This window comes from Bartonella sp. B10834G3 (assembly GCF_016102505.1).
Taxonomy (GTDB): domain Bacteria; phylum Pseudomonadota; class Alphaproteobacteria; order Rhizobiales; family Rhizobiaceae; genus Bartonella; species Bartonella choladocola.
The window spans coordinates 724,230-736,814 of the sequence record NZ_JACFOM010000001.1 but is presented as its reverse complement, the minus strand read 5'-3'; the positions used below and the strand labels follow the sequence as shown (position 1 = coordinate 736,814).

Genomic DNA, 12,585 nt, shown 5'->3' with positions numbered 1-12,585 from the left:
TTCACAAGTCATTGCTTTGATAAATGACTTTTAAGGTCTCGTTCCGGTGTGTGCAAGCCAATAAATACAATAGGCAAGATAAGCAAACCACACCGGCAAAATTATATAAAGGAATGGTGTGAGCAACACATAGACAAGAATAGAGTCGAGCGGCAACGTAACACGTGCAAGATTAAGATAAAATGCAATCGAAATAGCACCCACCAGATAAATCGCCACGGAATAGGACAGAACAAAAACGATCGGCAGCTTTTTCAACTGGTAAAGATAGACTGCCGGAAAAATTGAAAAAACAGCGGCAAACAAAAGATTTTCAGCAAAGAACAGAGCGAACGCCACAACACCGTTGAAATTTTCCATCATCGCAAGGATGAAACGATCATTGAAAAACCGTGAATATAGAAAATAATTTGTCAAATAGCGACAAACGAATAATCCTATACCCCCGACGAGCGAAAAAATAAGAAAAGCTTTAATTGCCTGACTGCGCAAGACCGATTCCCCCCTGCTTGCATATGTGATGCTCATAAAGTACCTTTCTTATGAACATAAACGAGTAATATATTAAAAGTTGTTAACAACGATTATGCTTTCGTAATTTTTTACAATAAATCTATCAGTTAACGTCAAAACTCTTAATTTTTTTAAATTTAAACTATTTAATTAGATATTTAAAGTTAAAAAGAAATAGATAACGTAAATTTAAATATTTATTGGCAAACCGGTTATAAATATAATTCTTGAAACCTAAATTTTAAATTTTGAACGATAGCGAAAATTTTATAGTTATTGAATTTACGAGAGATAAAATGTGCCAAAAATATTCATTATTAAGTTTGAAAATATAAGGCATAAATTTTTAAAAAATATAAACATATTATTAATAATTTAAAATCGGCAGGTGAGACTGATAATGCCGTTACCGGCATTTTTATGCGCGCATTTTAAAACAAGCGGGTCTTTTAAATAATATATAATTGAAAACGTGTATCAAATACCGGATATATCGGTTTACTTGAGGTGGCAGCTTATCTTTTTAAAATTTCCTCACGAAAAGGAAAATGAAAAGAAACACGAAAAGGAAAATGAAAACGGCTGCTCACCGACCCCGAAGAGAAGGCGATTTTAACTCGTCAACGCTGTTGAATAACACCCGCGCCCGTTCGGGGAATGGCAAATACCCCTTTTATCCGGTGGCTCAGGAAAAGGGATTAGCTCCGCATAGGACAAGTATCATATCCTCATGCGAAGCATTATGATTATTGTAATGTAACGGTTTTCAATTCCTGATCGTTAGCGCCTTCAAGGGCTTTGGCGCGAACATCGGAAAGAATAATGGGTTCACCGCCGGCACCGAACAGTCCCCAAAGAGAAATTCCCGGTGTCATTGGCGGCATATTCGGAAACTTTTTGCTTAATTCATCGGTCCGGATTTTGCGCAGATAAGCGATCTCGCCTTCTCCGAGTAAGGCAAATTCTTGCATAGACAAAGATTTTTCGTTTTTCATTTTGTTCTCCTGTCGCATTACTCGTCTTCAATGGCACTGATCGTAATGCGTTTGACGCGCTTCTCGGGGGCTGGTCGTTCAAGATCTATTGAAAGTAGACCATTTTTAAGCTCTGCGGCTCCCACCTTTATACCATCCGCCAGCACAAACGCCCGCTGGAATTGACGTGAAGCAATACCCCTATGCAGATATTCAAAATCCTCATCGTCGGTTTGCCGCCCGCGGATAATCAATTGATTATCTTCTACTGTTACATCAAGGTCTTCCGGCGTAAAACCGGCAACTGCCAATGTAATTCGCAGCCGTTCGTTTGGTTCCTCACCGGACAAACGCACAATGTTATAAGGAGGATACCCCTCACCCGACTTGCTTAAACGGTCGAGTGTTTTTTCCATTGTTTCAAAGCCTAACAGCAACGGGTTGGAAAATGGTGTCATGCGTGTCATAAGGTAGCCCTCTTTGAAGCGACTATTAAACAGAAAACCCATTTTGGCATTTTCTGTCATTAGCTATTATATGGAAAGTCGAACAACGAACTTCAAGATAGGGGCTTTAAAAGGTTATGACGGGCGCAAGGGCTAGAAACCGGAAAGCGGGAACAGTAAAGGGAAGCGCCTATACGGACGAAGAAATCGAAGAAATTTTTCGCCGGTTTTCGGTTCAGCGACCAAATCCCAGAAGCGATCTTATCTATGAAAGCCCGTTCACTTTGCTTGTGGCAGTGGTTTTGTCTGCACAAGCAACAGACGCAAGTGTAAACAAGGCAACAAAGCCGCTTTTTGCTGTTGCCGATACAGCAGAAAAGATGGAGGCTCTCGGAGAAGACGGCATCGCCCGCTATATCCGCACGATCGGTCTATGGCGGGCAAAAGCCAAAAATGTCTATGCGCTTTCAAAAATATTGAACGAAAAATATGCCGGTAAAGTGCCTGATACCAGAGAAGCTCTAATGGCACTTCCAGGTGTCGGGCGTAAAACGGCAAATGTTGTCCTTAATGTTGCTTTCAACCAGCCGACAATGGCCGTCGACACCCATATTTTCCGGTTTTGTAACCGGACAGAACTGGCACCGGGAAAAACGCCCGAAGAGGTAGAAAAGAAACTTGTCAAAATAATACCCGAAAAATATATGGCTCACGCCCATCATTGGCTGATTTTACATGGTCGTTACATCTGTAAAGCCCGTAAACCGGATTGTGTGCATTGTATTATTGCCGATATTTGCAAGGCGGCCATTAAGACAAGTTCTATTCCCGCACCGCTTGTTGAAGTGAAAGGCAATGGTGCTCCGGTTCCTCTTTAACGGAAAAAGGTTAATCCTGTTTGCGGCAATCCGGATAGACAATGAAATGAAAGACAAAAATTATACTTTGTCGGAATAGCAGGATCGGCACTGTTGGAAAGTCTAGTGAAATGACAGACAGCCCTGATCGGCTATGGGGGTTAACTTTTATAAAAATGTGCGCCCGATTTTCGGCGCACAATTGTTTTTTTTGGGCTTATATAAATGGTCATGACACTTCTAACCAATAATACAGACCAGCTTTATGAAGCTCTGATAAACCGCGATCGCTCCTATGACGGGCATGTTTTTGTCTGCGTAACAACGACAGGTATTTTTTGTCGGCTGTCATGTCCGGCGCGAAAGCCCAAGCGGGAAAATGTCTTTTTCTGTGACAGCGCGGCTGCATGTCTCGAAGAAGGCTATCGGCCTTGCCAGAAATGCCACCCGCTGGAAGCAGGCGGCCACGTTGATCCGCTTTTTCGTCATTTGATGGCAAGACTTGATGAAAATCCCGATCACATATGGTCAGAAGACGATATTGTACGACTGGGATTTGACCCTTCCACTGTGCGGCGCATTTTCAAGCGACGTATAGGCATGACATTTCTGGAATTGGCACGCTTGAAAAGAGCAAGCCGTGGTGCAGCGCTGCTTTCCCACGGTCAACCGGTAATCGAAGCGCAACTTTCCGCCGGTTACGATTCGGGCAGCGGCTTTCGTGAAGCAATTCTCAAGCTCATCGGTCATCCACCAAAAGCCATACAAAACCGCACTCTTTTAAAAGCGGCATGGATTGAAACGCCGATCGGTGAAATGCTTGCCGTCAGTGACCAACATGTCTTGCATCTCTTGGAATTTTTTGACCGCAAGGGGCTGTTGACAGAGCTCAAGAAATTGCAGGCAGTCACCCGCTCGTCTATCAGTTTTGAAAGAACCAGTGTCATCGACAAGGTAGAAGCCGAATTGGGCGATTATTATCAAGGAAAAAGCTGCCATTTTGAAACACCGCTTGCCAAAGTTGCAGGTGGTTTTGCCCCCCTTGTGTGGGAGGCTTTGCGTCAAATACCGGCAGGAGAAACACGCTCTTACAGTGAATTGGCGCGTGCATTGGATAGACCGACAGCAGTGCGGGCGGTGGCACGGGCTAACGGGCAAAACCAGATTGCCATTATTATTCCCTGTCATCGGGTGATCGGGGCGGATGGTACGCTTACCGGTTATGCTGGCGGTTTATGGCGCAAAGACTGGCTTTTACGCCATGAAAAAAAGTATTTTGCATAAAAGTCTGCTTGCTATTTTTGAGGCCGTGTTTTAAGAGAACCCAGTTCAAGCCGTCCGGCAGGGCATGCCGTGACGACTTTTATGCTTGTTCGTACTTTGGTCAGTGCGAACATCAATCACAACAATGGAGAAGCAAAATGCCCAAAATGAAGACCAAATCGGCTGCCAAAAAGCGGTTCAAAATTACCGCTACAGGCAAAATCAAGGCGGCTGCCGCAGGCAAGCAGCATGGCATGATCAAACGTTCCAACCAGTTTTTGCGTGATGCACGTGGCACCATGGTTCTTGGTGCACCCGACGCCAAGAAAATCATCAAAAACTATTTGCCGAACGGCCTTTGAAAGTTAGCTCTTAAGGAGATTATGACATGGCACGCGTAAAACGCGGCGTAACTGCACACGCCAAACACAAAAAAGTTATCAAACTTGCTGAAGGTTTTTACGGACGTCGTAAAAATACAATCCGTACAGCCAAAGCTGCTGTCGACCGTTCACGGCAATACGCCTATCGCGATCGCAAAAATCGCAAGCGCAGTTTCCGCGCATTGTGGATCCAGCGTATCAATGCCGCTGTCCGTCTTGAGGGCTTGACCTATGGCCGTTTCATTGACGGTCTTGCCAAGGCAGGAATCGAGATCGACCGCAAGGTTCTTTCAGATATTGCTATTCATGAGCCTGCAACATTCTCCAAGCTTGTTGCTTCGGCAAAAAAGGCATTGGAATATTTGAAGAAAACCACACCGAATGCTTTTGAAGGCGCCGTCAAGTAAGCCGGTCGCGTTCCTTTAAAAAACAGAACATTCTTTCGGAACCCGCACTGGTTAAAACCGGTTGCGGGTTTTTGTTTTCGAGGCGTTATGAGCGAGATAAATCCTTTGATATCCAAGCCACTGAGCGATTCTGACAAGAAGCTTTTTCAATCTTGTGAGGAAAAGCGCATTGCCAGCGTCATGCGCGAGGGCAAAAAGGTCTGGGTCAAACGGCAGGGAATCGAAAAGCGCCCGTGGGGCAAGCGGCTTCATAGCGGTTTATCGTTTTTATTACCGGCAGCTTTTATGAAATCTTCGCCTTTGCGTGACGCTCTTGGCATGAATGCGCAGGAAATACGCAAAATTGAAAAATTCAGGAAGGCAGGTATCGCGGTTCCCGAAATTCTTGCTGTCGACGGACCTGCTTTAATGATTTCCGATGTCGGCCAAACGGTGCAAAAACGCCTTAATTTTTTGAAAAAGAACGACGTTGACGCACACGAAAAATTATTGGTTCAATGTGGTGAAGCTTTGGGCAAAGTACATCACGCCGGACTTGTCCACGGCAGGCCGCATCCGCGTGATATGTTTATGGCAGGAAACGAGTTGGGGTTTTTCGATTTCGAGGAAGAGCCGGAAGCAGTGATGCCAATTGCCGCAGCTCAGGCGCGTGACGCGTGGTTGTTATTTTTTCAAGTGTCGGCACAATCACTTAAAAAAAACAAAACCGATAATGCGGCTTTCGAGGCGTGGAAAAAACAGGTTTCTCCTGAAACCATGAAACAACTTGAAAAAATTGTCCGGTTTTTTTCTATTTTTATTACTCCGTTAAAGTTGGCCAGGTTTATTTATCTTGGTGGCGATGGCAAACGTATGTTAAGCGCTATGGAGTTTCTTTCTTCCAATTTGAAAAACAGACATCCACTTTAAAGAACAGGCAAAGACATGAACGATATTGATAGTCTGGAAAAAGAAATCTGTGCGGCAATCGACGCTGCACAAGACGAGCAGGCACTGGAAGCAGTGCGTGTCGGTGCACTCGGTAAAAAGGGTAGTGTTTCGGAAAAACTTAAAAGCCTTGGTGGTATGAGCGCAGAAGAGCGCCAGAAAGCCGGACCGGTGATAAACGGTTTGAAAAATCGGGTTTTAGAGCTTCTGGGTGAAAAACGCACGGCACTGAAGCGTGCAGCAACGGAGGCGCGGCTTAAAAACGAAACAGTCGATGTTACATTGCCGGTTCGCCTTTCCCCCGAAGCGCGTGGTCGTATCCATCCTATTTCGCAGGTGATTGACGAGATCACCGCAATTTACGCCGATATGGGCTTTTCTATTGCCGAAGGGCCGGATATCGAAACCGATTATTATAACTTTACCGCACTCAACTTTCCGGAAGGCCATCCCGCCCGCGAAATGCATGATACCTTCTTTTTCAATCCCGACGGGAAAGGCGAAAAGCGGCTTTTGCGCACGCATACATCGCCTGTTCAGGTTCGTACGATGGAAAAGCAAAAACCGCCAATCCGCATTATCATTCCGGGGAAAACCTATCGTATGGATTCGGACGCCACCCATTCGCCGATGTTCCATCAGGTAGAAGGGCTGGTTGTCGATAAAAAGTCGACCATTGCCAATATTATGTGGGTGCATGAAGAATTTTGTAAGGCGTTTTTTGAAGTGCCTTCGTTGAAGATGCGTTTTCGCCCGTCGTTCTTTCCATTCACTGAACCTTCTATGGAAGTCGATATTCAATGTGACCGCTCCGGTACAGAAGTAAAATTCGGCGAGGGCAATGACTGGCTCGAAATATTGGGCTGCGGCATGGTGCACCCGAATGTGTTGAAAAATGTCGGTTTCGATCCTGATGAATATCAGGGCTTTGCCTGGGGAATGGGAATCGACCGTATCGCCATGTTGAAATATGGCATGCCGGATTTGCGGGCATTTTTTGATGCCGATATACGCTGGATCCAACATTACGGTTTCCGTCCGCTTGATGTGCCGACGCTTTTTGGCGGTCTCAGCAATTCATAAACTCACACCCGCGTCTTGCGTTTTGAAAAGAGGTTTTGAACAATGAAATTTACTTTGTCCTGGTTGAAAGATCATCTGGAGACAGACGCATCGCTCGGCGAGATTTGTGACCGGCTTACCGATATAGGCCTTGAGGTTGATAGCGTCGATGACCGCAAAAGCTTTGATGTTTTTGTAATTGCCAAAGTTTTGACAGCCAAAAAACATCCCGATTCAGATCATTTACAGATTTTGACTGTCGACACGGGTCAGGATAAGCCACTTCAGGTGGTTTGTGGTGCACCGAATGCAAAGGCCGGATTGATCGGGGTTTTTGCCCCTCCGGGAGCTTATATTCCGGGGCTTGATGTCACATTGTCGGTTGGAAAAATTCGCGGTGTTGAAAGTTTCGGCATGATGTGTTCGGAACGCGAGCTTGAACTTTCAAATGAACATAACGGTATTATCGAACTCGGCTCCGATGCACCGGTCGGCAAAGCATTTGCGGCCTATTATGGTCTCAACGATCCGCTTATTGATGTCGGCCTCACACCGAACCGGCCGGATTGTACGGGTGTTTATGGCATTGCCCGTGATCTTGCAGCAAGTGGCATTGGCAAATTGAAGCCGCTTGAAGTTCCTTCTATTTCCGGAGAAGGAGAACCGTCGGTAACCGTGTCGCTCGATTTTGGTGATACAGCACCTTTGTGTCTCGGCTTTTCATGGCGGGAAATTCGTGATGTTAACAATGTCCAGTCGCCCAAATGGATGCAACGCCGTCTCACTGCTATCGGGCTGCGTCCAATCAATGCGCTTGTCGACATGACCAATTACATCACGGTCGATCTCGGCCGTCCGCTTCATGTTTTCGATGCCGACAAGGTAAAAGGAAAACTCACTGTCCGTCGTGGGCAAAAGGGAGATAAACTCCTCGCCCTTAACGGCAAAGAATATGATTTGGGGCCGGATAATTGCGTTATTGCCGATGATAATGGCGTCGAATCCATTGGTGGCATAATGGGCGGCGAAGCAACAGGATGCGATGAGAACACGAAAAATGTTATCATTGAATCCGCTTTGTGGGATCCGCGCAATGTTGCGGCAACGGGGCGCTCTCTCGGCATAGTTTCGGATGCGCGTTATCGTTTTGAACGCGGTGTCGATCCGGAATTTATGGAACCGGGACTTGCCTTTGCCACCGAAATGGCCATGAAACTTTGTGGTGGCAAGCCTTCAAAAGCCCATACAATCGGGGCAAAGAGCATTGAACAAAAAATTATCCGCTTCCCGTTTGCCGAAATCAAGCGTTTGACCGGTCTGGAATTAAGCCATGAAGCGGCAACAACCATATTGCAGCACCTCGGCTTTGTTGTGGAAGGCAAAGGTGATGTTGTCACGGTAAAAGTACCAACATGGCGACCCGATATTGATGGCAAGGCCGATCTCGTCGAAGAGGTTATGCGTATCCATGGGCTGAACAATATCAAGCCGGAACCATTGGAAAGGCCGTCTTCTGTAAGCGGGCAAATTCTCACCACAATACAGATCAGGCAGCGTTCCGCACGTCGTGCTCTGGCTTGTCGGGGCTTGATGGAAGCAATCACATGGTCTTTCATTTCGGAAAAACAGGCCAAGGCATTTGGCGGCGGCAAGCCGGAATTGAAGCTATTGAACCCGATTGCTGCCGATATGTCGGATATGCGTCCTTCACTGCTTCCGGGTTTGATTGCAGCTGCCCAGCGCAATGCCGATCGCGGTTTTCCCGATCTCGGCCTATTTGAAATCTCGGCAACCTTTGAAGGCAATACGCCCGAAACACAAAGACGTGTCGCCGGTGGTATCCGCCGTGGTACTTACAAGCTTGATGGTTCAGGCCGTTTTTGGGCCGGTTCTGCCAAACCGGTCGATGTTTTTGATGCCAAGGCCGATGCACTTTGTGTGCTTGACGCTTGCGGGCTTGATGCTTCAAAGGTGCAGATAGAGAAAGGCGCGCCGGAATGGTATCATCCGGGACGTTCGGGCGTTATCAAATTGGGACCGAAGATCATTCTTGGAACCTTTGGCGAATTTCATCCCGATACGCTTGAGGAGCTCGATGTAACAGGACCATTGTGCGGTTTTGAAGTCTATATTGACCGTATTCCCGAACCACGCAAGAAGGCAACCAAAACACGCCCGCCTTTGGTGCTGTCGCCATATCAGATGATACGGCGCGATTTCGCTTTTGTTATGGATAAATCGGTGAACGCCGCCACGGTCATTCGCGCGGCAAGCGGAGCCGATAAAAAGCTTATCCAGTCTGTCGAAGTGTTCGATGTCTTCGAGGGTGCAAGCCTTGGTGAAGACAAAAAGTCGATTGCGATCGAAGTGGCAATCCAGCCCCATGAACGTACGTTGACAGATCAGGATATTGAAGCTCTGGCAAACAAGATTATCGAGAATGTTGCAAAATCGACCGGAGCAACATTGCGCCAATAGTCTTTCCTGATCTCAAGGGTCGGGAGAAGAGTTTTATAAAAAGCTTGAGGGGCAGAGCGGATTTGCCCCTTTATTTTATTTCCGTTCTTTTTTTCCGCAAAGCAGATCTGGCAGGACGAGACCGCTATTTTTGTCTTGAATGGCCTTTCAGCTATAAAAAGTTGTCGCCAGTTTTATTTCACCAAACTATCGGGCGGATGTTTTGTTTTTTCTAAATGATTCCGGATTCTTGATGGAAACACGAAAAAAATGTAACTGCAACAATACTCCCGTTGGTGCGGATTGATTGAAGAGTTGCGGTTTTTCGACTTGTTTGACTTTCATGGCGGCACGCAAAAAAACGAAAAATCACGTGATTGATAATGATCTTTGCCGCCTCAGGAGATCGGGTGAAACTCGCCGGAAAAAGCTTGGGTTTGAAAATTAAGGGCGTATTTGCGAATTTTTTAAAAAGCGGATCGGGCATGAAATCCAGTGAAACTCCGGCTTAATTTTTACCGTATGTGACGAGGAGCATTAAGCGGGATAAAGCGTTAGCTGGCGAAAAATGAAGGTATTTTTATGCCTTTTTTAAAACCTTGCTTGTTTATCCGTTCTTTGCGACACGCGAAAGCCGTTCGATGTTCCCGTTCTTATGTTTTTGATTTCAGAAAAGCCTTGGCAAAAATCAATATCCGATAAATAGCGTATCTCCGGTATTATATTTTGTTTTTTATTTTCAATCAGAAACCGGTTTCCCGAAAACTCTCGACAGAGGGTGTTTTTTTTCGCTTTGCAGTTGACATTTGATTTCTTCCATATTCTATCCTTTAAGGAACGAAAACCATCCTTGTCGAAAGTCGATTAAATGAAAAACGAAAAACACTATGATCTTTTTGTTATAGGTGGTGGCGTCAACGGTTGTGGTGTCGCCCGCGATGCTGTTGGCCGTGGCTATTCCGTCGGTCTGGCAGAAATGAATGACCTTGCGTCGGGCACATCCAGTGCTTCTACCAAGCTTATTCACGGTGGCTTGCGATACCTTGAACAATATGCCTTCCGTCTTGTCAGAGAAGCATTGATGGAACGCGAGGTGATCTGGCATATGGCACCTCATCTTGTTCGTCCTTTGCGCTTTATATTGCCTTATAATAAAGGGTTGCGTCCTGCATGGATGCTGCGTTTGGGCTTATTCATTTACGATCATCTGGGAAGTCGTCATCAGGAGCTTTGGCGCACCAAGGTGCTTGATCTGACCAAAGACTATAGCGAATCCCTGAAACCGGGTTTTGTCAAAGGGTTCGAGTATTCCGATGCCCGCGTTGACGATGCACGTCTGGTTGTTGCCAATGCCCGTCATGCGGCAAGACTTGGTGCGGATATTATGGTGCGCACCGAAGTTGTCTCGCTTAAAGCCGATGGCAAGAAATGGAAAATCGGCCTTAAAAACAAATTGAATGGTGAAGAGTGGACAGTCTCTGCCGACTATCTTGCAAATATGGCGGGGCCATGGATCAATCACGTCTTGCAGGATGCTTTGGGCTTTAAAGGTCACCCGCCGGTTCGTCTCGTTAAAGGGTCGCACATTGTTGTTCCAAAACTTTATCAACATGACCGCGCTTTTATTTTCCAGAACAAGGATGGCCGCATTGTTTTTGCTATTCCCTATCAGGAAGATTTCACGCTGATCGGAACAACCGATTGCGATTATAAAGGCGATCCGGCGAAGGTTCACATCAGCGATGAAGAGATTGATTATATCTGTTCGGCTGCAAGCGAATATTTCACCAAGCCGGTTGTTCGCGACTCCATCGTCTGGGCGTATTCGGGTGTTCGCCCGCTTTATGACGATGGTGCTTCAAAAGCACAGGAAGCAACGCGTGACTATGTTTTGAAAGAAATGCGGGAAAATGATGGTCCGATCATGCTGAATGCATTTGGCGGCAAAATCACCACTTTCCGTAAATTGTCGGAAGACGCTCTCGTCTTTATCGAAAAAGCTTTGGGTAAGCGCAAACCTGCATGGACTGCCGAAGTCAGTCTGCCGGGTGGCGATTTCCCGCATGATTCGCTTTCCGTTATGGAAGCGAGAGTTGCCAGCATTCTTCCCGATCTCGATGCAAAAACCCATCGTCGTCTGGCAAGAAATTATGGCACCGAAGCTCTGGAAATTTTTGACAATGGCAAAAAGGACAAAGGGCAACATTTTGGCCATGGCCTTTACGAGGCCGAGGTTCAATGGATGATGCGTGAAGAATGGGCAAAGGATGTTGACGATGTCTTGTGGCGTCGCTCGAAACTTGGCCTTTATTTTGATGACAAAGAAAAAGAAGCTTTAAGACAATACCTTGAAAAACATAAAACCATCTAAAAGGTTCGCCGTCTATTGAAGTAAAGCTCGTCAGACTGCAAACCAGGGGAGAAAACATGTCTGATATGAATACTTTACGTGATGAATGCGTTGCGGAATTTACCGGCACATTTTTATTTCTGGCTATCGGAATGGGATGTGTGGCAGGATTAAAACTGGCCGGTGCCGCTTACGGACAATGGGAAATCAGCATTATTTGGGGGTTGGCTGTTGCACTTGCAGCCTATCTGACCGGAGGTGTTTCGGGAGCCCACCTCAATCCTTCGGTCACTTTTGCATTGGCTTTCTTTGCAAAATTTCCAAAACAAAAAATATTGCCTTATGTCATTTCGCAATTTCTGGGGGCATTTGTTGCTGCTGCCGTTGTCTATGGACTTTACTATAATCTCTTTACAGCAAAAACACTTGATACAGCCGGTGTTTTTACCACTTTTCCAAATCCTCACATCAGTCTCTTTCAAGCCTTTATGACCGAACTTTTCATCACTGCTGTTCTGGTCGCGGTGATTTTGGGATTAAGTGACGATGGCAACGGTTTACCTCGCGGTGCGCTGGTTGCGTTTCTTGTCGGGGTTCTGGTTGCCGTCATTGGAGGCGCTTTCGGCCCCCTGACGGGTTTTGCAATGAACGCTGCTCGTGATTTCGGCCCGCGACTCTTTGCTTATTTCGCCGGTTGGGACACGAGCGTCATGACGGGAAATAAAGATATACCCTATTTTCTCGTTCCGCTTATTGCACCGGTTATCGGGGGATGTTTAGGGGCTGCTTTCTACACAAAGTTGATCGGCGAACCTCTTGCCCGCAGACAATCAAGATAATTGGCGAGATAATTGGCAAGATAATTGGCGAGATAATTGGCAAGATAATTGGCAAGATAACGGGCAGGACAATTGGCAAGATAATTGGCCATTTTTCCATAGAACAG

The 12,585-nt window shown here is 46.2% G+C and carries 13 protein-coding genes; 9 read left to right on the top strand and 4 right to left on the bottom strand.

The genetic code is table 11. The features are described from left to right. Positions 1-30: 30 nt before the first annotated feature. The 3 genes from H3S94_RS03175 to H3S94_RS03165 form a co-directional block, all read right to left on the bottom strand. Complete coding sequence (locus tag H3S94_RS03175) at positions 31-528, bottom strand: hypothetical protein (RefSeq protein WP_198240253.1); 498 nt, start codon at positions 526-528, stop codon at positions 31-33. Positions 529-1,259: 731 nt separating this feature from the next. Further along, a complete protein-coding gene (locus H3S94_RS03170) occupies positions 1,260-1,508 on the bottom strand; it encodes a DUF1150 family protein (protein ID WP_077990449.1) in 249 nt (82 codons plus the stop codon). Between the two features lie 17 nt (positions 1,509-1,525). Continuing rightward, a complete protein-coding gene (locus H3S94_RS03165) occupies positions 1,526-1,954 on the bottom strand; it encodes an Hsp20 family protein (protein WP_077994386.1) in 429 nt (142 codons plus the stop codon). 116 nt (positions 1,955-2,070) lie between these two features. Between H3S94_RS03165 and nth the strand changes: the two genes are divergently transcribed. The 9 genes from nth to H3S94_RS03120 all read left to right on the top strand — a co-directional run bounded on the left by nth (position 2,071) and on the right by H3S94_RS03120 (position 12,478). Then, positions 2,071-2,811 carry an endonuclease III gene (nth, locus tag H3S94_RS03160; protein ID WP_198240252.1) on the top strand — a complete coding sequence of 247 codons (741 nt, stop codon included), beginning with the start codon at positions 2,071-2,073 and terminating at the stop codon, positions 2,809-2,811. Between the two features lie 210 nt (positions 2,812-3,021). Then, entirely contained in the window at positions 3,022-4,074 is a 1,053-nt protein-coding gene (locus H3S94_RS03155) for a trifunctional transcriptional activator/DNA repair protein Ada/methylated-DNA--[protein]-cysteine S-methyltransferase (RefSeq protein ID WP_198240478.1), read from the top strand. A gap of 137 nt (positions 4,075-4,211) precedes the next feature. Continuing rightward, entirely contained in the window at positions 4,212-4,415 is a 204-nt protein-coding gene (rpmI, locus tag H3S94_RS03150) for a 50S ribosomal protein L35 (RefSeq protein ID WP_075869939.1), read from the top strand. Between the two features lie 26 nt (positions 4,416-4,441). Next, positions 4,442-4,843: a 50S ribosomal protein L20 gene (rplT, locus tag H3S94_RS03145; protein WP_075869652.1), complete on the top strand. Its 402-nt coding sequence runs from the start codon at positions 4,442-4,444 to the stop codon at positions 4,841-4,843. Between the two features lie 87 nt (positions 4,844-4,930). Continuing rightward, complete coding sequence (locus tag H3S94_RS03140; protein ID WP_198240251.1) at positions 4,931-5,752, top strand: serine/threonine protein phosphatase; 822 nt, start codon at positions 4,931-4,933, stop codon at positions 5,750-5,752. A 15-nt stretch (positions 5,753-5,767) separates the two neighbouring features. Next, positions 5,768-6,853, top strand: a complete 1,086-nt coding sequence (pheS, locus tag H3S94_RS03135; protein WP_198230488.1) for a phenylalanine--tRNA ligase subunit alpha — start codon at positions 5,768-5,770, stop codon at positions 6,851-6,853. Positions 6,854-6,895: 42 nt separating this feature from the next. Next, on the top strand, positions 6,896-9,310 hold the full coding sequence (gene pheT / locus H3S94_RS03130; RefSeq protein ID WP_198230489.1) for a phenylalanine--tRNA ligase subunit beta: 2,415 nt from the start codon (positions 6,896-6,898) through the stop codon (positions 9,308-9,310). 847 nt (positions 9,311-10,157) lie between these two features. Next, complete coding sequence (glpD, locus tag H3S94_RS03125) at positions 10,158-11,660, top strand: glycerol-3-phosphate dehydrogenase (RefSeq protein ID WP_077990456.1); 1,503 nt, start codon at positions 10,158-10,160, stop codon at positions 11,658-11,660. Positions 11,661-11,716: 56 nt separating this feature from the next. Beyond that, on the top strand, positions 11,717-12,478 hold the full coding sequence (locus tag H3S94_RS03120; RefSeq protein WP_198230490.1) for an MIP/aquaporin family protein: 762 nt from the start codon (positions 11,717-11,719) through the stop codon (positions 12,476-12,478). Here the strand turns inward: H3S94_RS03120 and H3S94_RS03115 are convergent. Continuing rightward, positions 12,430-12,570: a hypothetical protein gene (locus H3S94_RS03115; RefSeq protein ID WP_198240250.1), complete on the bottom strand. Its 141-nt coding sequence runs from the start codon at positions 12,568-12,570 to the stop codon at positions 12,430-12,432. The genes H3S94_RS03120 and H3S94_RS03115 overlap by 49 nt on opposite strands. Positions 12,571-12,585 lie beyond the last annotated feature (15 nt).

What these genes read in the sequence shown, in the direction of transcription:
- glpD (WP_077990456.1), top strand. Translation starts at nt 10,158, where the DNA reads ATGAAAAACGAAAAACACTATGATCTTTTTGTTATAGGTGGTGGCGTC.
- rplT (WP_075869652.1), top strand. Translation starts at nt 4,442, where the DNA reads ATGGCACGCGTAAAACGCGGCGTAACTGCACACGCCAAACACAAAAAA.
- nth (WP_198240252.1), top strand. Translation starts at nt 2,071, where the DNA reads ATGACGGGCGCAAGGGCTAGAAACCGGAAAGCGGGAACAGTAAAGGGA.
- pheT (WP_198230489.1), top strand. Translation starts at nt 6,896, where the DNA reads ATGAAATTTACTTTGTCCTGGTTGAAAGATCATCTGGAGACAGACGCA.
- H3S94_RS03175 (WP_198240253.1), bottom strand. Translation starts at nt 528, where the DNA reads ATGAGCATCACATATGCAAGCAGGGGGGAATCGGTCTTGCGCAGTCAG.
- H3S94_RS03165 (WP_077994386.1), bottom strand. Translation starts at nt 1,954, where the DNA reads ATGACACGCATGACACCATTTTCCAACCCGTTGCTGTTAGGCTTTGAA.
- H3S94_RS03170 (WP_077990449.1), bottom strand. Translation starts at nt 1,508, where the DNA reads ATGAAAAACGAAAAATCTTTGTCTATGCAAGAATTTGCCTTACTCGGA.
- H3S94_RS03115 (WP_198240250.1), bottom strand. Translation starts at nt 12,570, where the DNA reads ATGGCCAATTATCTTGCCAATTGTCCTGCCCGTTATCTTGCCAATTAT.
- pheS (WP_198230488.1), top strand. Translation starts at nt 5,768, where the DNA reads ATGAACGATATTGATAGTCTGGAAAAAGAAATCTGTGCGGCAATCGAC.
- H3S94_RS03155 (WP_198240478.1), top strand. Translation starts at nt 3,022, where the DNA reads ATGACACTTCTAACCAATAATACAGACCAGCTTTATGAAGCTCTGATA.
- H3S94_RS03140 (WP_198240251.1), top strand. Translation starts at nt 4,931, where the DNA reads ATGAGCGAGATAAATCCTTTGATATCCAAGCCACTGAGCGATTCTGAC.
- H3S94_RS03120 (WP_198230490.1), top strand. Translation starts at nt 11,717, where the DNA reads ATGTCTGATATGAATACTTTACGTGATGAATGCGTTGCGGAATTTACC.
- rpmI (WP_075869939.1), top strand. Translation starts at nt 4,212, where the DNA reads ATGCCCAAAATGAAGACCAAATCGGCTGCCAAAAAGCGGTTCAAAATT.